The organism is Campylobacter sp. TJR-1 (assembly GCF_032840035.1).
GTDB lineage: Bacteria > Campylobacterota > Campylobacteria > Campylobacterales > Campylobacteraceae > Campylobacter > Campylobacter fetus.
Genome location: NZ_JAWIZX010000002.1, coordinates 234,320 through 256,787, shown reverse-complemented (window position 1 = coordinate 256,787; position 22,468 = coordinate 234,320). Strand labels below are relative to the sequence as shown.

General features: G+C 33.9%; 23 protein-coding genes. 10 read left to right on the top strand and 13 right to left on the bottom strand.

Annotated elements, in window-relative coordinates; genetic code table 11:
- On the top strand, positions 1-465 hold the full coding sequence (locus RVY88_RS03255; protein WP_162167258.1) for a hydrogenase 3 maturation endopeptidase HyCI: 465 nt from the start codon (positions 1-3) through the stop codon (positions 463-465).
- Between the two features lie 106 nt (positions 466-571).
- On the opposite strand, the gene rpsU is transcribed toward RVY88_RS03255, so the two are convergent.
- Positions 572-784, bottom strand: coding sequence for a 30S ribosomal protein S21 (gene rpsU / locus RVY88_RS03250; protein ID WP_002848116.1), 213 nt, complete (start codon positions 782-784; stop codon positions 572-574).
- Between the two features lie 157 nt (positions 785-941).
- Between rpsU and ccoG the strand changes: the two genes are divergently transcribed.
- The 5 genes from ccoG to RVY88_RS03225 all read left to right on the top strand — a co-directional run bounded on the left by ccoG (position 942) and on the right by RVY88_RS03225 (position 8,784).
- Positions 942-2,345, top strand: a complete 1,404-nt coding sequence (gene ccoG / locus RVY88_RS03245; RefSeq protein ID WP_011731704.1) for a cytochrome c oxidase accessory protein CcoG — start codon at positions 942-944, stop codon at positions 2,343-2,345.
- Positions 2,338-2,979 carry a TetR/AcrR family transcriptional regulator gene (locus RVY88_RS03240; protein WP_317051260.1) on the top strand — a complete coding sequence of 214 codons (642 nt, stop codon included), beginning with the start codon at positions 2,338-2,340 and terminating at the stop codon, positions 2,977-2,979. The genes ccoG and RVY88_RS03240 overlap by 8 nt, the downstream gene beginning before the upstream one ends.
- A gap of 129 nt (positions 2,980-3,108) precedes the next feature.
- The gene (locus RVY88_RS03235; RefSeq protein ID WP_002848114.1) at positions 3,109-4,230 is read left to right on the top strand and encodes an efflux RND transporter periplasmic adaptor subunit; all 1,122 of its coding nucleotides are present in this window, start codon (positions 3,109-3,111) and stop codon (positions 4,228-4,230) included.
- A complete protein-coding gene (locus RVY88_RS03230; protein ID WP_162167260.1) occupies positions 4,230-7,376 on the top strand; it encodes an efflux RND transporter permease subunit in 3,147 nt (1,048 codons plus the stop codon). The genes RVY88_RS03235 and RVY88_RS03230 overlap by 1 nt, the downstream gene beginning before the upstream one ends.
- Positions 7,369-8,784 (top strand): efflux transporter outer membrane subunit, encoded by a 1,416-nt coding sequence (locus RVY88_RS03225; RefSeq protein WP_002848112.1) that lies wholly within the window; start codon positions 7,369-7,371, stop codon positions 8,782-8,784. The genes RVY88_RS03230 and RVY88_RS03225 overlap by 8 nt, the downstream gene beginning before the upstream one ends.
- A gap of 59 nt (positions 8,785-8,843) precedes the next feature.
- Here the strand turns inward: RVY88_RS03225 and RVY88_RS03220 are convergent, their stop codons facing one another.
- Complete coding sequence (locus RVY88_RS03220; RefSeq protein ID WP_162167261.1) at positions 8,844-10,400, bottom strand: ABC transporter permease; 1,557 nt, start codon at positions 10,398-10,400, stop codon at positions 8,844-8,846.
- Positions 10,401-11,408, bottom strand: a complete 1,008-nt coding sequence (locus tag RVY88_RS03215) for a Fe(3+) ABC transporter substrate-binding protein (RefSeq protein ID WP_065844691.1) — start codon at positions 11,406-11,408, stop codon at positions 10,401-10,403.
- Positions 11,409-11,582: 174 nt separating this feature from the next.
- Between RVY88_RS03215 and rpmI the strand changes: the two genes are divergently transcribed.
- From rpmI to ung, 3 genes are all read left to right on the top strand, one after another.
- A complete protein-coding gene (rpmI, locus tag RVY88_RS03210) occupies positions 11,583-11,774 on the top strand; it encodes a 50S ribosomal protein L35 (protein ID WP_002848109.1) in 192 nt (63 codons plus the stop codon).
- A gap of 86 nt (positions 11,775-11,860) precedes the next feature.
- Positions 11,861-12,214 (top strand): 50S ribosomal protein L20, encoded by a 354-nt coding sequence (rplT, locus tag RVY88_RS03205; protein WP_002848108.1) that lies wholly within the window; start codon positions 11,861-11,863, stop codon positions 12,212-12,214.
- Between the two features lie 39 nt (positions 12,215-12,253).
- Positions 12,254-12,952: a uracil-DNA glycosylase gene (gene ung / locus RVY88_RS03200; RefSeq protein ID WP_162167262.1), complete on the top strand. Its 699-nt coding sequence runs from the start codon at positions 12,254-12,256 to the stop codon at positions 12,950-12,952.
- An 82-nt stretch (positions 12,953-13,034) separates the two neighbouring features.
- Here the strand turns inward: ung and luxS are convergent, their stop codons facing one another.
- The 4 genes from luxS to RVY88_RS03180 form a co-directional block, all read right to left on the bottom strand.
- On the bottom strand, positions 13,035-13,535 hold the full coding sequence (luxS, locus tag RVY88_RS03195; protein WP_002848106.1) for an S-ribosylhomocysteine lyase: 501 nt from the start codon (positions 13,533-13,535) through the stop codon (positions 13,035-13,037).
- Between the two features lie 108 nt (positions 13,536-13,643).
- Positions 13,644-14,132 (bottom strand): flavodoxin FldA, encoded by a 489-nt coding sequence (gene fldA / locus RVY88_RS03190; protein WP_162167263.1) that lies wholly within the window; start codon positions 14,130-14,132, stop codon positions 13,644-13,646.
- Positions 14,132-14,830 (bottom strand): hypothetical protein, encoded by a 699-nt coding sequence (locus RVY88_RS03185; RefSeq protein ID WP_011731698.1) that lies wholly within the window; start codon positions 14,828-14,830, stop codon positions 14,132-14,134. The genes fldA and RVY88_RS03185 overlap by 1 nt, the downstream gene beginning before the upstream one ends.
- On the bottom strand, positions 14,827-15,144 hold the full coding sequence (locus RVY88_RS03180; RefSeq protein WP_002848103.1) for a DUF2325 domain-containing protein: 318 nt from the start codon (positions 15,142-15,144) through the stop codon (positions 14,827-14,829). The genes RVY88_RS03185 and RVY88_RS03180 overlap by 4 nt, the downstream gene beginning before the upstream one ends.
- A gap of 176 nt (positions 15,145-15,320) precedes the next feature.
- On the opposite strand from RVY88_RS03180, the gene RVY88_RS03175 reads away from it, so the two are divergent.
- Positions 15,321-15,821 (top strand): hypothetical protein, encoded by a 501-nt coding sequence (locus RVY88_RS03175; RefSeq protein WP_081303747.1) that lies wholly within the window; start codon positions 15,321-15,323, stop codon positions 15,819-15,821.
- Here RVY88_RS03175 and RVY88_RS03170 read toward each other — a convergent pair.
- The 6 genes from RVY88_RS03170 to RVY88_RS03145 form a co-directional block, all read right to left on the bottom strand.
- A complete protein-coding gene (locus RVY88_RS03170) occupies positions 15,718-17,391 on the bottom strand; it encodes a lytic transglycosylase domain-containing protein (RefSeq protein WP_002848097.1) in 1,674 nt (557 codons plus the stop codon). The two genes, RVY88_RS03175 and RVY88_RS03170, sit on opposite strands and share 104 nt — an antisense overlap.
- Positions 17,369-17,665: a YggT family protein gene (locus tag RVY88_RS03165; protein WP_024305271.1), complete on the bottom strand. Its 297-nt coding sequence runs from the start codon at positions 17,663-17,665 to the stop codon at positions 17,369-17,371. Before RVY88_RS03165 ends, RVY88_RS03170 begins: the two co-directional genes overlap by 23 nt.
- Positions 17,665-18,954, bottom strand: coding sequence for a glutamate--tRNA ligase (gene gltX, locus RVY88_RS03160; RefSeq protein WP_162167264.1), 1,290 nt, complete (start codon positions 18,952-18,954; stop codon positions 17,665-17,667). The genes RVY88_RS03165 and gltX overlap by 1 nt, the downstream gene beginning before the upstream one ends.
- 92 nt (positions 18,955-19,046) lie before the next feature.
- Positions 19,047-19,718, bottom strand: coding sequence for a 7-cyano-7-deazaguanine synthase QueC (queC, locus tag RVY88_RS03155; RefSeq protein ID WP_002848093.1), 672 nt, complete (start codon positions 19,716-19,718; stop codon positions 19,047-19,049).
- Entirely contained in the window at positions 19,718-21,052 is a 1,335-nt protein-coding gene (locus RVY88_RS03150; protein WP_011731695.1) for a mannose-1-phosphate guanylyltransferase/mannose-6-phosphate isomerase, read from the bottom strand. Before RVY88_RS03150 ends, queC begins: the two co-directional genes overlap by 1 nt.
- On the bottom strand, positions 21,049-22,416 hold the full coding sequence (locus tag RVY88_RS03145) for a phosphomannomutase/phosphoglucomutase (RefSeq protein WP_162167265.1): 1,368 nt from the start codon (positions 22,414-22,416) through the stop codon (positions 21,049-21,051). Before RVY88_RS03145 ends, RVY88_RS03150 begins: the two co-directional genes overlap by 4 nt.
- Positions 22,417-22,468 lie beyond the last annotated feature (52 nt).

Genomic DNA, 22,468 nt, shown 5'->3' with positions numbered 1-22,468 from the left:
ATGCCCAAAACCAAAAAAGAACTAAAAAAATCTCTACTTTGCATAGGCAATAAAATGCGAGGCGATGACGCCGTGGGTTTATACGTGGGCGAGTTAGTAGAAGAACAGATGCCTAGCTGGAGAGTATTTTACGGGCAGGAAGTGCCTGAGAACGAGTTTGGCGCTATCAGAGAGTTTGCTCCTGATATCATTGTGGTAGTCGATGCGATGAGCGGCTTTAAAGACGATAAGATAGAGTTTTTTAACCTTGAGAACGAGAGAGATTACATCTACTCCACGCACAATTTACCTACTCCGGTTTTGCTAAGCTATCTTAGAACCATCACTCCAAAAACGCTGTTTTTAGGTATCTCGGTGCTACTTGAAAATGTTCTTGGCTTTGAAGAAGGTCTTAGCCAAAACGCAAAGATATCTGCCAAAAAGGCAGTGCAAAAGATAAAAGAGATAGATTTAAATTTAAAATAAAACATACCCAAATATCTATTGTTTATATATAAATTTACCAAATTTAAAAGTAAAAATAGATCATAGAATTTAGAGAAAAAAGCCGGAAAAGCTTCCGGCTATGGTTTTAGAGTCTAGACTCGTAACGTCTAAGCATATAAAGTCTTTTAAGCATTTTTTTGCGAGCTGAAATTTTTTGTTTTTTACGAATTTCAGTCATAGGCTCAAAAAATCTTCTAGCACGAACTTCAGTAACAACTAGGTTACGATCGGTTTGTTTTTTGAAACGTCTATAAGCTTCGTCAAAAGACTCATTAGGATGTACCTTTACTCCTGGCACAGTCCTCACCACCTTTCAGATTAAAATAAGTTGAGATTATATCTAAATTTGACTTAAATTTGATTTATAAATAAAAAATATATAAAATACGTTTAACCTATTTTTAAAATCATAAGTTATATAATTGTTCCAAGTTAAATTTATAAAGGATTTACGAATGTCTGCAAATATCAAACAATACTTAGCGAACTGGACTCCATACGCTACAAAACGCTACATAGCTTACGCAGTAGTCACCATTATAGCACTCGTTTTGCCTTTTATCAGAATTAATGATAATCACTTTTTCTTGCTTAGTTTTGATAAAAAGCAACTTCACCTGCTCTTTACATCATTTGATATGCAAGAGCTATATTTGATGCCGTTTGTACTAATAATTTTATTTTTAACGATATTTTTTCTAACTACTCTTGGCGGAAGAATATGGTGCGGCTGGGCATGCCCCCAAACCTGTTTTAGGGTGATATATAGAGATCTTATTCAAACTAAAATTTTAAAAATAAGAAAAAATATTAGAGATAAGCAAAAAAAAGTTGATGGCGAGTATTTTAAAAAAATGATAGCTGTATTCATTTGGACATGTTTATCCCTAGTTGCGGCAAGCAATTTTTTATGGTATTTTGTGCCGCCTGAGGATTTTTTTAGTTACTTAGCAAATCCTGCTCAGCACAAACTTTTAATAGGAATTTTAATAGGAATTACTCTATTTATCGTTTATGACGTAATTATTTTAGCTGAAAATTTCTGTATTTACGTATGTCCTTACGCAAGAGTTCAAAGCGTAATGTTTGACAATGATACGGTTCAAGTAATATATGATGAAAAACGCGGCGGAAAAATATATGAATGTCATACGAAAATAGGTAAAAAACCTCTTGAAAAAGATGCAAAATGTATAGGCTGTGATGCTTGCGTACATATCTGTCCAACCCATATAGATATAAGACAAGGAATGCAGCTTGAATGCATAAACTGCCTTGAATGCAGCGACGCATGTACAAAAGTTATGGCTGGATTTGGCGAAAAAAGTCTTATAAATTGGACAAGTGCAAAATCTCTGCAAACCGGAAAAAAGGTAAATTATTTTAGATTTAGAACTATAGCTTATATGGTAGTTTTATCTATAGCTATTATAGCTTTGATATTTATGAGTACCAAAAAGGAGCATATGCTTTTGAATATCAACCGAACAACGGAATTATATAAAATAAAAGTGGAAGATTCGAAATTTGAAGTACAAAACGCATATACGTTTTTGATCCAAAATACGCAAAACAAAGTGCACGAGTACTATTTTGATGTAAATGACACTAGAATCAGTATAAATAGACCTCTTGAGCCTATAAAACTAAAAGCCGGAGGCAAAAGAAAAATAATAGTAGTGCTTAGTACAAAAGATACTCTTGTCGACGAGGTAAACAAAGATACTCCTATTGATATCACTATAAATGCTTACGCCGTTGACGATATAAACACAGTTAAAGTTTCAAGGGATACGATTTTTGTATTTCCAAAAATGACCGAAATAAATAAAGCAATTCAAAAGCAAGAAAATGAGTAACGAAATACTTTCTCAAATAAAAAGTAAAAAAGCAAAAGATAGATATGAGTTAATCTTATCTGTCTCGCTGGAACTATTTTTAAAAAACGGTTTTGAAAACACTAGCTTGAATGATATTATTTCAAAAAGCGGCGGATCTCTTTCTACTATTTATACGTATTTCGGTAGTAAAGAGGGACTTTTTAAAGCTATAATCAATCGTGGAGTAAGGCAGTTTTTAACAGAAGTAGAGAATCAAATTTATCTTGACTCTTCTGATGATTTGGAGAAATTTTTATTTAAATTTGGTGAAGAATTTTTGAATTTAGTTTGGACAAAAGACTCTCTGCTGCTTAAAAAGCTGATTTTGAACGAATCATTTAAAGATAAGTCACAAATAGTAGATATATTTTACGAAAGTGGTGTTAAAAAAGTCAATCAAATACTCACGGATTTTTTTAGCAAACCATCCGTAAAACCAAGATTTAAAAGCGATGATTTGGAGCTATTGGCATTTAGATTTTGCTACTTGCTCGAAGAGCCATTTACAGTAAGAAGCGCAATACTTAAAAGACACTTAAATATGAATAAACAAGAGAAAAAAGAGTGGGTAAAAGAGTGCGTAGAGTTCTTTTTGAGTGCCGCACTAAAATAAAAACTTGAAGTCCATAAAAGTAACTTATTTAACAATTTAACAAATGTTTAATAAATTTTATGTATAATTCAAAACTATTTTGTAATTATCATTACTAAATTTAAAAATGAAAATTTGAAAGGTAAATAAATGAATAAATTTTTTAATTTTGTTATCCTGACCTCATCTTTGATACTAGCTGGATGTTTAGGCTCAGATAATAAAAAATCAGCCGCCCAGCAACAGATACCGCCTATGCCAGTAACTGTTATGCAAGCAAAAATGGGTGATATTCCTATTGTTTTATCATTTAATGGTCAAACAGTTAGCGATATGGATGTCGTTTTAAAAGCAAAAGTAGCAGGAACTATAGAAAAACAATTTTTTAAAGCCGGAGCAAGCGTAAAAGAAGGAGATAAACTATACCAGATAGATGAAGCAAAATACAGAGCTGCGTATGATAGCGCATTTGCAAATTTACAAGTATCGCAAGCAAATTTAAAAAACGCGGAATCTGACTTTGATAGGGCAAAAAAATTACAAGAAAAAAGCGCAATCTCTCAAAAAGAGTATGACGCGGCTTTAGCGGCTTATGAATCTGCAAAAGCTAGCGTATTAGCCTCAAAAGCAAACGTACAAACTGCAAAAATCGATCTTGATTATTCTACTGTAACGGCTCCTTTTTCTGGAGTTTTAGGCGACACTTTAAAAGACGTCGGCTCATACGTAAGCTCATCAGACGCCGATTTAGTAAGACTTACTAAACTAAATCCGATTTTTGTTAAATTCGGAATATCGGATGTGGATAAGTTAAATATCGCTCAAAAAACTCGCACTAAAGAGTGGGAGCAATTAAACTCGCTCGTCACTTTGAGTATGCAAAACGGAGATTATAACGGTACTCTTACTTTTATAGATAACGTTATTGACGAGGGTAGCGGTACTGTTAACGCAAAAGCTATGTTTGAAAACAACTCAACTCAAATTCGTCCAGGTATATTTGCAAGCGTAAATGTATATGGATTTTATCAAAAAAACGGCTTTAAAATTCCACAAGTCGCTATATTGCAAGATTTAGCCAGCCCATTTGTATATACGCTAAAAGATGGAAAAGTAGCTAAAAACCCTATAAAAATAGTATCTCAAGACTCAACATCAGCAGTTATATCAAGCGGTATAAATGACGGCGATCTAATAATAATGGATAATTTCAAAAAAATAAATATAGGACAACCGGTTCAGGCAATAAATGATGCCAAAGGAAGCAAATAATGTTTTCTAAATTTTTTATCAACAGACCGGTATTCGCCTGCGTTTTGTCGATAATAATCGTCATCGCCGGCTATATCGGACTCAAAAGCTCTCCGATAGAAGAGTATCCTCAGCTCACTCCGCCTCAAATCATGGTTCAAGCCAATTATAGCGGTGCAGACGCACAGACTATAGCCGATACTATAGCAGCTCCTTTGGAAAATGCTATAAACGGCGTTCAAGATATGATATATATGCAAAGCACTTCAAGTTCTGCTGGAACTATGAGTCTAAGCGTGTATTTTAAAATCGGCACGAATCCGCAAACCGCAACGGTAAATGTCAGCAACCGCGTAACTCCTGCTTTGTCTTTGCTCCCTGAGGAAGTAAAAAGAGTAGGTGTTACTGTTAGAGAAAGAAGCAGTTCTATACTAAATGTTTTATCGTTTTATGACCCAAGTGGTAAAATGAGCGATACCGAGATCAGCAATTATATAAATATCAACGTAGCTGATGCCATAAAAAGAGTTCCGGGAGTTGGAGACGCTGTTGTTATAGGAAACAAAGACTACTCTATGAGGGTTTGGATAAAACCAGATCTCCTTAAAAAATACTCTTTAACAACAACAGACGTGATAAACTCTATAAAAGAGCAAAATAGTCAGTATGCTACAGGAAAAATAGGCGAACAGCCGACTCAAACAAGCAATCCTTATGTTTATGCCATAAAACCCGAAGGAAGACTAAAAAATGTTTCTGAATTTGAAAATATTATTATAAAAGCCAACAACAAAGGCAATATAATAAAACTAAAAGACGTAGCAACCGTGGAGCTTGGCGCACAAAACTACACATTTGCAGGAAGAATCAACGGCGCTACAATGATACCTATGCTTGTGTTTTTACAAAGCGGTGCAAACGCTCTTAATACAGCTGATGCTATCGTAAAAAGAGTAGATGAACTCAAAGCCTCTTTTCCAGGAGATTTAACATATATAGTCGGCTACGACACGACTGAATTTGTTAAAGTATCTATAGATGAAGTTATAAAAACATTTATTGAAGCTATGATTTTAGTTGTTATAGTTATGTATATGTTCCTTGGAAACGTAAGGGCTACTATAATTCCTATGTTGGCGGTGCCTGTATCTATTTTAGGAGCTTTTGGCGGACTTTATGCTATGGGGTTTTCTATAAATTTGATAACATTGTTCGCACTTATACTAGCCATAGGAATAGTCGTCGATGATGCTATTATCGTTATAGAAAACGTAGAACGGATATTGCATGAAGAGCCAAATCTCACCGTAAAAGAAGCGACTATAAAAGCTATGAGCGAGATAGTAGCGCCTGTTATATCTATAGTTTTGGTACTTTCGGCTGTTTTTATACCGGTATCTTTTATGGAAGGTTTTGTAGGCGTCATACAAAGACAATTTGCGCTAACCTTAGTCGTATCTGTTTGTATATCAGGACTTGTTGCGCTAACCCTTACTCCTGCTTTGTGTGCTATGATACTTCGCAAAAAAGAGAATCCTCCATTTTGGTTTGTGCGTAAATTTAATGAATTCTTTGACTTTTCAACCAAAATTTTCACGGCCGGAGTAGCTAAAATTTTAAAACATGTCATTATGAGCTTAATATGCGTGGGAATAATTATATTTATGATGGCAGAACTATTTAAAGTCGTTCCAGGGGGGCTCGTTCCTGCTGAAGACAAAGGTTATGTTTTAGCTATAACAAATTTACCTCCTGCTTCGACTCTTAGTAGAACTACTGAAGATACAGAGTTTATAAGAAGCATTATATCTCAAAATCCAAACGTAAAAAACGTAACCGGACTTGCAGGATACGATATGTTGGCAGGCACTCTTAGAGAAAACGCGGGTATAATGTTTATCAGTATGATACCATGGAATGAGAGACCAGGAGAAGCCAACTCAACTGCAGCGTTTGCAGCTCAATATAATAAACAGATGTATATGGCAGATAGAAACTCTATGACGTATTTTATGACTCCGCCTCCCATCATGGGACTATCTATAACAGGAGGATTTGAGCTATTTGCACAAAATACGGAGGGTAAGAACTACTCTCAAATAGAAGCAGATATGCAAAAAGTGGTAGCAAAAGCAAATGCTCACCCGGCTTTAAATATGGTTCGTACTACGCTTGATACAAATTTCCCTCAATACGATCTAACTCTTGATAAAGAAAAAATCAAGATGATGGGAATAAATATATCAGACATATTTAATACTTTAAGCTCCACAATAGGTCAGTATTATGTAAATGACTTTAATATGCTAGGTAAAACATTTAAAGTAAATATAAGATCAATGTCAGAGTATAGAGACTCACCGGAGGATTTACGTTCATTATACGTTAGAAGCCAGGACGGCAAAATGGTACCGTTAGACTCGGTAGTATCATTAAAAAGAAGCTTAGGACCAGATAACGTAGATAGATTTAACGCATTTCCTGCAGCCAAGATCATGGGCGAACCAAAACCAGGATACACTTCAGGAGACGCTATAAAAGCAATTGAACAAATTATCAAAGAAGAGCTTCCAACAGGATACGATATAGGATGGTCGGGCTCGGCGTATCAAGAAGTAGCGTCAACAGGTAAAGGTGCTCAAGCATTTGTATTTGGTATGATATTCGTATTTTTGATACTTGCGGCACAATATGAAAGATGGCTTATGCCATTAGCAGTCGTAACTGCGGTTCCTTTTTCAGTATTTGGCTCACTTCTTTTTACATGGACAAGAGGACTTAGCAATGATGTATATTTTCAAATAGGACTTTTGCTTCTTATCGGATTAGCGGCTAAAAATGCGATATTGATAGTTGAGTTTGCGATGCAAGAGCATTTGGCGGGAAAATCCATAAAAGAAGCCGCGATAAACGCTGCTAGAATGAGATTTAGACCTATCGTGATGACCTCTTTAGCATTTACTCTTGGAGTTTTGCCTATGGTTGTTGCCACAGGAGCAGGAGCTGCGTCTCGTCACGCACTAGGAACCGGAGTTATAGGCGGTATGATAGCGGCGTCTACGATAGCGATTTTCTTTGTGCCACTGTTTTTCTATATATTAGAAAGTTTCAATTTGTGGTTAGACAAAAAACGTGGTAAAATAACCTCGGGAGAAGAACATGCGTAAAACAGCACTTATTTTACTAATAGGAGCATTTGTAGCAGGATGCTCTTTAAAACCTGATATGATAGAGATACAACAAACATACGAGTATAAATTTGATGTTTATAGTATCAATGAAAAATGGTGGGAGAGTTTTGGGGATGAAAAACTAAACTCTCTCATCTCTCAGGCCCTTAAAAACAACAGCGATTTATTGATAGCTTTAAATAATATCGAACAAGCTAAAATCAATCTAAATTTAGCTAACGTTGAGCTATTTCCAAATATAAATCTAAACGGTGAAGCAACCAAAAACCGCTCAAGCGGTGAAACATACATGGGGCAAGATAATAAAAAATACAACGCATTTAGCCTAAATACGGCTCTTAGCTACGAGATAGATCTTTGGGGCAGAGTAAGGGATAGCGCAAATGCAAGCGAGGCCATCTTCAAAGCTACAAAATACGACTATGATAGCGCGATGTTAAGCATAGCGAGTACTACAGCAAATACATATTTCATGCTAATATCGTTAAAAGAGCAAGAAAATATACTCAATGAAACTCTTAATACCTATGAAGAAACGCTCATCTATAGACAAAAAGAGCTTAATGCAGGAGCTATAGATGAACTTACGTATTATCAAGCCCAAGCAGCAGTGCACAGCGCTAAAACTCAACTTATAGGTATCCAAACTCAAATTGCACAAACAAATTCTGCTCTAAGCGTGTTAGTAGGTAAAAATTTAAATGATATTTTATATCAGAGCATAGACTCTCCTAACACTCTTCCGACTATGCCAGAAGTTCCAAGCGGTATAAGTTCGGATGTTCTTTTGCACAGAGCAGATATAGCTAGTTCATTAGAAAGACTTAAAGCTTCAAATTTCTTAGTTGGAGTAGCTAGAACGGCTTGGCTACCTCAATTGTCGCTTACTGGAATTTTTGGATTTAGTAGCGATGAGTTTAATAGATTTTTTGTAAATAACGCAAATATATGGAGCGTAGGTGGAAGTATTATGATGCCTCTGCTTGATTTTGGAAGGACAAAAAATAGAGTTGAACTTGCAAACTTAGAGCAAAATGCTAGTTTTTTATCATACGATAAAGCCGTAAAAACTGCATTTGGAGAGATAAGAACCGCTCTTGATACAAGAAAAAACTCAGTTTTAAAAGAACAAAGCATGCAAGATTTAGTAAAATCTCAAACAAAAGTTTATGACTTATCAAAAGCCAGATATGATGATGGATATAGCACTCATCTTGAGTTTTTAGACTCGCAAAGAAATCTTTTATCGGCAAGACTCAGCCTAGCTCAATCAAAATTAGACGTCGCTACTAGCGTAGTTGATGTGTATAAATCTCTTGGCGGAGGATTTAACTACAAAGAGGATAATTTAAATTTAGGAAACCCTAAAACTGCTCAAAAATGAGCAGTTTTTTTCTGCTTGATTTACACTGCATAAATTAAAAAATTTAAATATCTCTGTAATTAAATACTCTGTTTGGACTTTTTATGAGCATAAACTTCTACAAAAACAACAGCGCATAATGATATCAAAACTATAAGCAAACTTGGCAACGCGGCAGAATAAAGTCTCTCATCAGTCGCGTAAAAAAACGCTCTAATACTTAGAGTTTCAAACTCAAATGGACGTAAAATCAAACTCAGAGGAAGCTCTTTTACTATATCTACAAAAGCTAAAGTAAAAGCTAGCAAAATAAAATGTTTCAAAAGCGGTAAATGCACTTTAAAAAACATGTTCCAAAGGCTAATTTTCATAACTTTAGACGCGTCATCTATAAATTTAGAAATCTTTGAATAACCACTATCAAGAGCGTAAATACTAGCAGTCATAAAGCGCACAAGATATCCAAACATCAGCACCACAAAGCTACTTGAGAGTAAACTCGTGCCGAAATTTCTATCTATATAACCAAAAACTATCATAACGCAAACTCCAACACTAGCTCCAGGAAGCGCGTACCCAAGAGACGAACATCTTAAAACCATAGTTTTTATCAGTTTTGAAACAAAAAATCTTGATGAAAATGTCAAAAATAGCCCTACAGCAGCTATCAAAACAGAAGCTAAAATAGCGATAAATAGTGAGTTTGAAGCCATTTTAATAAAACCCGCATCAAATTTCACGTCACCAAAAATCGACCAATAAACAAGCCAGTAAAAAGGCAAAGCAAAAGCTATCATAAATAGTGTAAAACACCATAAAAACGCAAAAAATTTAGCTATTTTTGAGAGATTTGCAGGTTTTAGAATAAGAGAAGTATTATTGTTAAAACTATAGGATTTTTTATTAAGATATTCTGCAAACATAATAAAAAATACTATAACCATTAAAATTCCAGCCAAAAAACTAGCCAGATATGAATCATCAAGATCATACCAAACCTTAAAAATTCCGGCACTAAAAGTATTTACTCCATAATAAGCCGCCGTTCCATAATCGCTCAAAGTTTCCATGGCTACTAGCATAGCTCCACCAAAAATAGCAGGTCTTGCGAGAGGCAAAGATATCTTAAAAAATGTCATAAATCCATTGATATTGTAAATTTTTGCCAACTCAAATACCGTTTTACTTCCCGTTTTGAAACTAGTTTTAGCAAACATATAGATGTACGGATATAGCGATAAGCTTATCACAAAAATCGCACCCCAGATATTCATCATATCTATGCGAAATCCAAAAACTTTCATAAATTCGCCATTATAATCCATAAGCCCCACATAAGCAAAACTAAATATATAAGCAGGGATTGCCAAAGGAAGCACAAGAGCAAACTCAAAAAATCTACTAAATGGAAATTTATAATTCACGACCAAATACGCACTTATACAAGCTATTGTGATAGTGGATACCAAAACACCGAATAAGAGTAAAAAAGTATCTTTTATATATCCCGAAAGCAGATATTTACTAAAATGATTTAGAAGCGAAAAATCACCGAAAAACATCTCTATAAATATAAAAAATAGAGGAAAAACGATAACTAGGGCGACAAAAATCGCCCCTAATTTAAGTATTTTCACTTATTTCCAACCGGCTTGATCTACTAAAAATACGGCTTTTTTGATATTTTCGCTAACTTTGCTTAAAGAGATTTCATCTGCTTTAAACTCACCGAAATTAGCAGTAGTTTGACTCGGTTTTACGTCTTTATTTACCGGATATTCGTAATTGATATTTGTTATTATTTCTTGGGCTTCAGGACTTAGCAAAAATTCCATAAATTTAATTGCGTTTTCTCTATTTTTACTAGCTTTTGTAAGCGCAACACCGCTGATATTTACGTGAGTACCATAGCTATCTTGATCAGGAAAAATGATGCCTATGCTCTTTGCAGCATCTACGTCATTTGCTTTTGGTGAGTTTAGCATAAGACCTATATAATACGTATTAACAAGAGCTACGTCTCCCTCGCCGGCAAATATCGCTTTGATCTGATCTCTATCGCCTCCTTTTGGAGCTCTAGCAAAATTCGATACGATATTTTTAGATAGTTCAAGGGTTTTTTCTTCACCATTATGCGCAATTAAAGAGGCGATAAGAGTTGTGTTGTACCCAGCCGTTCCGCTTCTTATAAGCAGTTTACCTTTTAAATTTGAATTTCCTAGATCTTCATAATTTTTAAGTCCCATTTTAGCAGGATCAAACCTATCTTTTGAATAAACTATAACTCTAGCTCTTTTTGTCACGGCAAACCATTGTGAGTCGATGTCTCTTAGATTTTGCGGTATGGTTTTTTCTAAATATTCAGAATTTACTTTTTGAAGTACGCCTTTTTGCTTTGCAGAGTATAAATTCCCAACATCGGCAGTTATAAAAAGGTCAGCAGATGAGCTAGCTCCCTCAATCTCAAGTTTTTTGATAAGCTCACTAGCTTTTGCTTGAGTTGCTTTTACTTTTATACCTGTTTTTTTCTCAAATGCATCGTAAATTTTCTGATCTGCATCATAGTGTCTCGCGGTATATAAATTTACTTCACTAGCTAACATAGCGCTTGCTAAAAGTCCTAAAAACAGTACTCTTTTTTTCATTCACTTATCCTTATTTTTAAAATTTTGTTTATTTAAGTATATCTATGATTTTTAAATATAATATTAATTATCAATATTTACATATTAGCAACAAAAATATTCGAAATCTAAATTTATCTATACTTAAAGAGAATTCTGGTAAAATCAGCACCTATTTTGAAGTAAAGGATTAGCATGCCAAAAATGAAATCTGTTCGCGGTGCAGCTAAGCGCTTTAAAGTTGGTAAAAATAAGATAAAAAGAGGCTCAGCATTTAGAAGCCATATCTTGACAAAAAAACCAAGTAAGCGTATGAGAGACCTTAGACAATCTCAATATGTAGATAGTACTAATGTTTCAGCCGTTAAAAAAATGCTTTGTATATAAGTTTTTGACGAAAGTCATTTAAACCTCCTTAGCCAAAAAGCTTAGGACAAGTTCCGAATTTGGACGCCAATTTGTAAAGGATAAATATGGCAAGAGTTAAAACAGGCGTAGTAAGAAGAAGACGCCATAAAAAAGTTCTAAAACTAGCTCGCGGTTTTTACAGCGCTAGACATAAACATTTTAGAAAAGCAAAAGAACAATTAGAAAGAAGTTTAGTTTATGCATTCCGTGATAGACGTGCGAAAAAACGTGATTTCCGTCGCTTATGGATCATCCGTATCAACGCAGCTTGCAGACTAAATGATATCAGCTATTCAAGATTTATGAATGGTCTTAAAAAAGCAAACATAGCATTAGACAGAAAAGTTTTGGCAAATTTAGCTATGAATGATGCGGCCGCATTTGCTGCTATCGTAGCAGAGGCTAAAAAAGCTCTATAATCATTGAGTCCAACTTGGACTCAATTTTAAATTTACACTATGACTATTGATTTAGCTAAAGTTAAAATCGAAGATAGCTGGAAAGAAGTATTAAAAGACGAATTCCTAAGTTCGTATTTCTTAGAAATTAAATTTAATTTAATAAACGCACTAAAAAACGGCAAAGTATATCCTCCAAGCAACCTCATATTTAACGCATTTAATCTAACACCATTTGATAAAGTTAAGGTAGTTATATTAGGACAAGATCCTTATCATAACGAAGGAGAAGCAATGGGACTTAGCTTTTCTGTGCCAAAAGGCGTAAGAGTGCCACCAAGTTTAGCAAATATATATAAAGAGATAAAAGACGACTTAGGTATAATAGAACCAAATTGCGGCGATCTATCATACTGGGCAAAACAAGGGGTTTTGTTGCTAAATGCGACATTGAGCGTTGGGGCTAGAATGGCAAATTCGCATTCTAATTTCGGCTGGCAGATATTTAGCGATGCCGTTATAAAGAATATCAGCGAGAAAAAAACAGGTGTGGTGTTTATGCTTTGGGGGAATTATGCAAGAGCGAAAGCAAACCTGATAGAAGCTAATAAACATCTAGTACTAACAGCAGCTCACCCGAGTCCGCTTGCACGTGGAGCATTTTTTGGCTCACGTCACTTCTCAAAATGCAATAATTATCTTATAAAAAACGGTAAAACTCCGATTGATTGGGATTTGAACAACTATACGTTAAACTAAATTTAAGGTATTTATAAAAGCAGAGATGCGATAAAAATATTAAATATAAATTTATATCTATAACGCACTCTGCAATGAGAAACTAAATCTTACTCATATCTAGCTTTATAGCTTCATTATCTATATATCCGACACCTTTAGCTAAAATATTTCTAGCAATATCTTGAGCTTCATCTAAAGAGTGCAATGTGCATGTTCCGCACTGATATTTATTTAACTCCGGAATGTCATCTTGAGATTTTACGTTTAATATATCTTTCATAGACTCTTCCCATGCTTTTGCTACCATCTCCCAAGACGGTGTACCTATAAGACTCATATAAAATCCGGTTCTACAGCCCATAGGGGATATATCTATTATCTCAACGTCGTTATTATTTAAATGATCTCTCATAAATCCGGCAAACAGATGCTCTAAAGTATGCGTACCTTTTTGCGGTAAAATTTCAATATTCGGCTTGCAAAATCTAAGATCAAAAACAGTTATTTTATCACCTTTTGGAGTATTCATAACCTTAGCTAAACGAACTCCTGGTGCATTCATAATGGTATGATCTACTTTAAAACTATCAAGTAATGGCATATTGTCTCCTTAAATTTAATAAAAAAGATTTTAGCAAAAGTTATTGAATTTAAAACAAGCCGCCCTAGAATGAGCGGCTAGCAGAAGTTAATGCAAGTGCAAAATTAACTATGAAAAGTTGGGTTTTATTATCTCTACCCAAGCCTTTATGCGATCTTCGGTTTTATCGCTATCATTATCCGCATCTAGCGCAAGTCCTACGAATTTACCATCCCTTACGGCTTCACTTTCATCAAATTCATAGCCATCTGTAGATATAGCACCTACTATATTTGCGCCTTTTTGAGATAATTTTTCGTATAATATTCCCATAGCATTACAGTATGTATCTGAATAGCTTGAGCTATCTCCCATACCAAAAAGAGCAATGGTTTTGCCGCTAACTTCAAGCTTATCAAAATCAAAGCTATCCCAATCATCTTGTAAATCTCCGCTTCCCCAAGTAGAGCTACCGATGATAAGCTTATCAAAGCCATTTATCGTAGCCGCATCAGTATCGGCGATGTTTAGAACTTCGTCAATGCCTAGATTTGCAGCTATTAAATTTGCTGCTTCTTCAGTATTTCCCATACTGCTACCATAAATTATACCTGTCATTAATATCCTTTATCATAAATTTTATTACAAATTTTATATGGAACGAGCCTTAGTCTAGCTCCATTTTGTTTTATATCTATATATCTAGTAAAATTCACATTTCTAGGAAATGCCATATATAGATCAGTGCCTATATCTCTGCTTTTTTGCTGAGCAAAATTTATTTCAGCTAGTAGATTATTTTCATAGTCGCTATCAACTAGCTTGAAAAATGCTATCACCCCTAAAATAGTTTTTTCACCATCCTTTAGCAAAATCAAACCATCTTTCATATCTACCACTTTATATGGATGACGCTTTGAAATCTTATCAAAAACATACTCACTGAACATAAATTGCATATCAAATTTAGCATTTGAAAATGCAGTTTTGATAAGTTTTGCAACTCTCATTTTTGGCTCACGAGCAAAAATAGGCAACTCTTTTCCATCTAAAAATGCGCGAATTATAGCATTTGAAATCAAACAAAAAATAACACATTTTGTAAATTTAAACGGCTTAATATTTAGCAAATCATTTACTCTTAAATGAAATATATGACCTACGCTTTGACTATTTTTTATATATTTATAGGGTATTTTTAAGCCTTCATCGACAGATGAATTATAAAGCGTTAAAAATGTTTCGAGCCTATTACTGCTATACAAACTGCCGTAAATTTCATAAAAAACGTCTAAGCCGCTGAATTTAGAAATCATTTTGAGCCTTGGCAACCAAACTCTTTATCTAGTCCAAATACTTTGCAATATTCACAAAAAACGCAGCTTACGCTTCTTTTAGCACACACTATAGGAATGTTGCGCTTTTTAGCTTCGCCTTTGATCTTTTTCATCGTATTATGATTTAAAAAGCTAGTTAACATAATAACACATTCAGTATTTTGAGGAATCGGTTTGCGATTTACTCTATTTTCATTTCTCGCATCCCAATGCTCAATGCTACTAGCACCTAAATCTCTTAAAACAGCTTTTATCGGCGTTATTTCATCTGCGCCTATTACTAATACTGACATAATATTCCTTGATACTTTGATACTTTTTTGATATTCGTTATTATATTATCACTTGACTGAATTTAAGCTTATTTTGATTATTCTTATCAAATTATCCAACTAAAAAACAACTCTAAGCTCGTAAAAATCATAAAATAATAGATAAATATGTTATAATAATAGAAAAAGGATTATCTATGAAAAATGCTATTTTGATAAGTATCTTTGCCCTATTTTTAGCATCTTGTAGCGATAAAAAAGCGGTTATACAAGATCCATTAAAAAATGAGCTTTTAGCATACACACAGAAATTTGAAGATACGAATGATAAATTTTTAGCCGTAGGAACATATCTAAATCCCATTCATCAAGATGAATTTCTAGACAAAAAAAATGAGCATTTCATTATCACAATCTATCCAAAAGATAGTAAAATAAACTACTCTTCATTTAAAGTAAATGATGATAATAACGGAACTAAAATATCTATTTTAGAAGATAACGATCCTCTTTTAAAACTAACAACGTTTCAAATGCCATGGGGAATTTATCTAAAGGTAAGTGCGCCGCAAAAAAATAGCGACACACTAAATCTTAGTTTTGAGCGGTTTGTAGATTCAAACGGAACTTCTCGCCCACTCCAGGTATCATTAAATTTTCGAAAAATTGCGAAATCTTTGTATTGGAATTCAAAATAGCAAGATATATGATATAGTTTGCAAGAACTTTTTTAGCATATGTTCTACTCTCGGCGTAAGGAACTAACTCCATAGATAAAAATGGCTCGTATCTTTTATATTCGCTATTTTGACTAAATAGATCTCCTCTTTGAAGCATACGTTTTGTAAATCCTATCCCTCCATTATAAGCATAAGCTATAAAAATAGGGTTTATAAGATATTTTTCCAGATAATCCAAATGATAATTCGCAAATTTATATGCAATCTCAGGCTTAAACATATCATCTTGATCAAAATTTGAAATACCCAGCTCTTTTCCTATATGATTTGCTAAAAACGGCATAAACTGCATCATACCAAGAGCGTAAGAAGTCGAAACCGCACTTGGTACAAAACGGCTTTCCTGCCTTGCTAATGCTAATATGAGAGCTTGCCTTTTAACATCATTTGTGCCGATATGCTCCATAAACGGAGTCGGATAAAAATGAAGTTTATAATTATGAGCTTTTTCCATTATATAACTGTACTCGCCAAGAGTACTTTTAGTAAAAAATCTAACCCCATACCTAATAAGCTCGCTCTGGCTCATTTTTGCTACTTTATTTAATGTTTTTTGCCAAACAAACGGATCTGTATAGTCATAATTTAACAAAGTTTTTGTGCTCGGATCTGGAACAACTATCTTTATCTTGCCTCCACCGCTGAACTCTCTTGCATACAAACTATACATATTTATATCGCTGCTTTTTGATATGGTTTTTAAGATAGACTTATCTTTTGTAATAAGATATATCCAGAAATTCGCGTTATCTCTTTGACTAGCAAATTTAGAAGTCTTTGCCGCACTTTTGAAAAACTCAAGCGCTAAATCGTCTTTATTAAAAATAATAGCATTTATCCCAAGCAAAAACGCTATTTCAGAACTAGCAAACTGCGGCGATATATTTAATAAAGACAGCCTAAAATTATCAAATTTTTTGTTGATCACGGCGTCATTTATAAGAGTTTTAAATTGCCAATTACTAGATAAGTGCGGTATAAATGAACTGGTTATATTGTTATCGTTTAAAAACTTCTCTTTATTGTTGCTTGTATTATAAAACTTAAAATAACTTACAGTATCATTTGTATCCATATAATACTTCACTGGATTTGGGGCATCAAAACCTATAATAAAATTTGCAAGCTCGGGAGAACCGTCTTTAAATTTAAAAGCCAACTCGTCTCTTTTGTCTTTACTCATAGTTTGTAAAAATTTAACGCTCAAAACCATCTTTTGACAAGTAGCGTTAGCATCTATTATATTATTTGCATTTACGCCTCTACAATCAACAACTCGCTCTTTTAAAGGTCCTATGATCGATTCTATATCTTTTTTAAGCTTTCCCGAGTATCTATAAATTTCGGTTCTAAGAGTTTTTATCTCGTTTGGAGTAGCTTTTTTACTCTCATTTATGTATCTATAGATATAATAATCTTTTGCAAGTCCTTTTGGAGCTTGTTTTATCTGCTCGTAACTTATAACTCCGGCATCCAAAAAAACAGCTATAAAAGCTGTAAATATACTAAATTTTAGTAGAAATTTCAATTAACAATCCTACTAAAAATAGATCTAGGAATTGAAGTGCTAAAAGTACGATAATCGGAGCTATATCTATGCCGCCAAATGCAGTGGGTATCTTTGTTTTTCGTACTAACTCATAAGCAGGCGCAGTTATACGATGCAGAAATTGAACTATCTTGTTATACGGATCTGGATTTACCCAGCTAATGAGCGCTGCAGCAACTATAATCCACGTATAGGCGGTGATTACTATGTGTAAGAGGTTTGCTAGTGCTATAATAAACGTGCTTATAACCATCATTTTGCTATTATCTCCTTTATATCATCTTTGATTAGCGCATATAATTCTTTTAGCTCCGGACCATGCTCGCTTCCTGTAAGCAATAAACGAAATGGCATAAACAGAGATTTTCCTTTTAAATTTGTAATTTGTATAATCTCATTTTTCAACTCATCAAAATTATTAGGAATATTTGAGTTTAAAACGGCGTCTTTTATTAAATTTGCATTTTGTTTCCACTCATCTGAAATATCTTTTTTAGAGTAAATTTGATCTATTTTATCTTTAATTTCTGAAATTAAACTACACTCTTGAGTATAAAATCTAGCCAAATGAGGTTTTGATAAACCAAGTTCTTTTAGCCTTTCGTCACTAGCTTTTTTTATGTGTTCTCTGTTTATTTGAGCTAACTTTTCCTCGTCAAATTTAGCAGGAGATTTCGAAATATTTTTTATACTAAACCACTGTAAAGACTCTTCTAAAGTAAAAATCTCGCAAGGGGTTTTATTGCCTAACAAAATAAGATAATTTGCAATGGCTTCAGGCATATAACCTCTATTTAAAAGCCATTTTACAGATGAGCTATTTTCACGTTTGCTCATCTTTTTGCCTTCTTTATTTAGGATAATAGGCAAATGAGCATAGCCGATTTTACCGGTGTAACCAAGCGCTTCTCGGATTAAATTTTGTTTTGGAGTATTACTAACATGATCTTCGCCTCTGATAACAAACGTGACGCCCTCAAGCATATCATCTATAGCGCAAGCAAAATTATAAGTCGGAGTTTTATCCGCTCTTAAAAGAACAAAACTATCGATATTTTGCGGTTCAAATTTGACTTCGCCTTTTATAGCGTCATAAAAACTTTGCGGCTCGTTTTTGATTTTCAAGCGAACGGCTGCTGGACGGGGATTGCTTAAAACATCGTCATCACTTAAATTTTCACAAGTTCCATCATATCTGTACGGCTTACCTGCTATTTTTGCGGCTTCTTTTTTAGATTCTAAGGTCGTTTCGTCACAAAAGCATAAAAATGCTTTTTTTTCAGCCAAAAGTTTAGCTGCAAATTCCTGATGAAACTTAAGATTTTTACTTTGATAATAAAGTGTATCCCATTTTATATTAAATTTAGTCAATATATCAAAGATCTCTTTATCTTTTCCATCTATGTTTCTAGCATTATCGGTATCTTCGATACGTAATATAAATCCGCTATTATCTTGTAATGAGCATATGTAATTAAATATAGCAGCTCTTAAGTTGCCTATATGCATATCTCCTGTTGGAGATGGTGCAAAACGGTACATCTATTTTCCTTAAATTTTTCATTTATTATATCACAATAGGCTAAATATTATCTTGTAGCTTAAGCGTTTTAAAAGTATAAAATAGCGTTTAATTAGCTTTTATAAGGTATTTTATCGCTCAGTTTTGCCTCTTTAAAGCCTTTTAGTCTTAACCTGCAGCTATCACAAGTACCGCATGCAAATTCGCTATTTTCATAGCAGCTCCAAGTAAGCTCTAATGGAACTTTTAGGCTACTAGCCTCTTTTACTATATCACCTTTTGAGAGATGAACTAAAGGAGTTTTTATAACTATATTATTATCTGCGGTACCTAAATTTATAGCCTTATTTATAGAATTTATAAACTGTTCAGTGCAGTCTGGATATCCGCTGCTATCTTCTTCTACGACTCCTATATATATAGCCTCACAACCTTCTTTTTGCGCTAGAGCCGCTGCTATACTAAGAAATATACCGTTTCTAAATGGCACGTAAGTTATAGGGATATTTTCGCTTATGCCATCTTTTGGTATATTAAGAGTTTTATCCGTTAAAGCATTTCCACCAATTTGCGCTATAAAACCAACATCTAAAATAAATCGTTTTTCAACATCTAAATCATCGCAAATTAGGTTAAAACACTCTCTTTCTTTATTCATGGTGCGTTGATTATAATCAAAATGAAGCGCTACTATCTCATATCCTGAATTTTTAGCTTTATACGCTGCTAAAGCACTATCCATACCGCCGCTTATCACGCAAACAGCTTTTTTTAAATTTACCATTAAGTCCTACTATAATCGTCTTCTATTCGTATTATATCATCCTCGCCGAGGTAATCCCCAACTTGAACTTCTATAAGGATAAGATCCGTATCAAGCTTATTTTCTAATCTATGGAGCTTTTGCTTTTCTATATAAATCGACTGGTTATTTTTCAAAAGTGTCTCTTTATAATCGATCGTGACTAGAGCTTCACCACTGACAACCACCCAATGCTCGCTTCTATGAAGATGTTTTTGCAAACTTAAACGCTTATATGGTTTTACTATAATTTTTTTAATTTTGAAATTTGGAGCATCTTCTAAAACCTCATAACTTCCCCACGGACGATAGGCTTTGGTGTGAATTTCGCATAAATTTGGATTTGTTTTTTTTATCAGATTATAAACATTTTTTACTTTTTGAGAGCTACCTTTTTTAGTAACCAAAAGAGCGTCTTTAGTATCTACTATGATAAGATCGTCCACATCTACTAAAGCGCTATTTTTATAGCTGATAACAAAGTTATTATTTGCATCTATACTTGTTGATGGCGAACTCTGAACCTTTTTGGATAATTCATCGAAACTTCCCATATCGCTCCACCTAGCATTCAATGGAACCATAGCGATATTTTCACTTTTTTGCATCAAAGCGTAATCAATGCTTATATCATCGATATTTTGCATATATTGTGGTTTAATGCGCATTATATCCGAGTTATTTTCTACATTTAAGATAGCTTGACGCGCCTGTTCAAGTATATTTGGAGCATATTTCTGCATTTGATCAATAAAAACTCCGGCTTTAAAACAGAACATTCCGCTATTAAAATAACAATCGCCCTGCGCCAAAAGCTCTTTTGCTTTTTTTAAACTCGGCTTTTCTATAAAGCTTTTAACATTGTTTCCATCAGCTTTTATATAGCCATATCCTATATTTGGTTCGTTTGGAGTAATACCGAATGTTACTAGCTTGCCATCATTTGCCAACTCTACTGCAGCTTTTATAGATCTATTATATTCGTCTTCAAGCTCGATTAGATGATCACTTGGCGTAACTAGCAAAATTTCATCTTTATCTACGCTCAAAGCACAAAACACTATAGGAGCTGCGGTATTTTTTCCAAACGGCTCTAAAATAAATTTAGCACTATTTCCTCCGCACTCATCAAGCGCTAAAAAATAGTGACTTTCGTTACAAATAATTATTCTATTTTCAGCAAAAGTATTGCGTTTTAATGTTTTACTAAATAGCGAATCATTATCAAAGATTTTTACAAATTGTTTTGGCAAAAGCGCTCTAGAAAGCGGCCAAAGTCTAGTTCCGCTACCTCCGCAAAGAATTACATTTGTCATATTTTTGCCTTTAACTTTTGTACTAAAGATAGTACTTTTTGCTCTAAAAGCTCTTTAGTTTCTAACGAACCGGCTTCAAATCTAGCTACTAAAACCGGTGTCGTATTTGAAGCTCTTACAAGACCCCAGCCATTTTCAAATTTAATCCTAACACCGTCTATATCGATAACATCGACTATCTTAGGAAGTCCGTTTTTGGTATTGTGAAGTTCTTTTTTTAATTCATCTATAATTTTAAATTTCATCTCTTCGGTGGTATCTATTTTTATCTCATCGCTCGAGTATAACTTTGGAAGGCTATCAAGCTCATCATCAAGGTTAAATCCTTTTGCAATAAGCTCCAAAACTCTTATCATAGCATAAACCGCGTCATCAAAACCAAAAAATCTCTCTTTAAAAAATATATGTCCGCTAACCTCAGCAGCCATATCGATATTTAGTTCTTTCATAGCCTTTTTTATATTACTATGACCTGTTTTACCCATAAAAGATTTACCGATTTTGTCTATTTCATCATACATATTTTGCGAACATTTAACTTCGCCTAAAACCCTAGGGTTTTTCATATTTTTTGCATACAAATAGGCTAACTCGTCACCCTTTATGCCTCTTTTTTTAGTTAAAACAGCTATTCTATCTGCGTCTCCGTCAAACCCAAAACCAATCTCGTATTCACCACTTAAAGCGTTTTTTAAATCTTTTAAATTTTTCTCTTCGCTAGGATCTGGATGGTGATTTGGAAAGTTTCCGTTTGGCTCTTTATAAAAGATAGTAGCGTTTAAACTCAAAGCTTGTATTATCGGCTCTAAAGTAATGCCGGCAGTGCCATTTGCGCAATCGCAAATAATCTTTGTTTTCAGTCCGGTCAAATGCGAAAACTCATTTTTATAAAACTCTACGTATTTGCTTAATATATCGTATTTTTGCGCTTCAAAATTATCTTTTATCTGTTTTTTAGAAGAAATAAGTTCATTTACGCTATCTTTTAATTTCTGAAGATCTGCGCCAAAAAAACTATCTTTATGAGTTGTTATTTTAAATCCATTATACTCTTTTGGATTATGGCTTCCAGTAATCATCACGTTTGCATCAAAAACATCTGTAAAAACACTAAAATATCCAACAGGAGTAGGCAGCATACCTATATCAAATACTCTCATTTTAGCTTCATTTAAGCCACTAATTAAATATTTAAAAAGAGTATCGGCGCTAAGCCTAGCATCATATCCAACGCTTATCGTTTTAACATCTCTTTTAGCCATCTCTACACCTAAACAATAACCAATGGCTTTAACGCTGGTTTCGTTTAGATCTTTTTCATAAATACCTCTGATATCATACTCTCTAAAAATCGTATCAAACATAATCCATAACCTTTTTAAATTTAGAATAGAAACATTAAAATACTATCAAAAC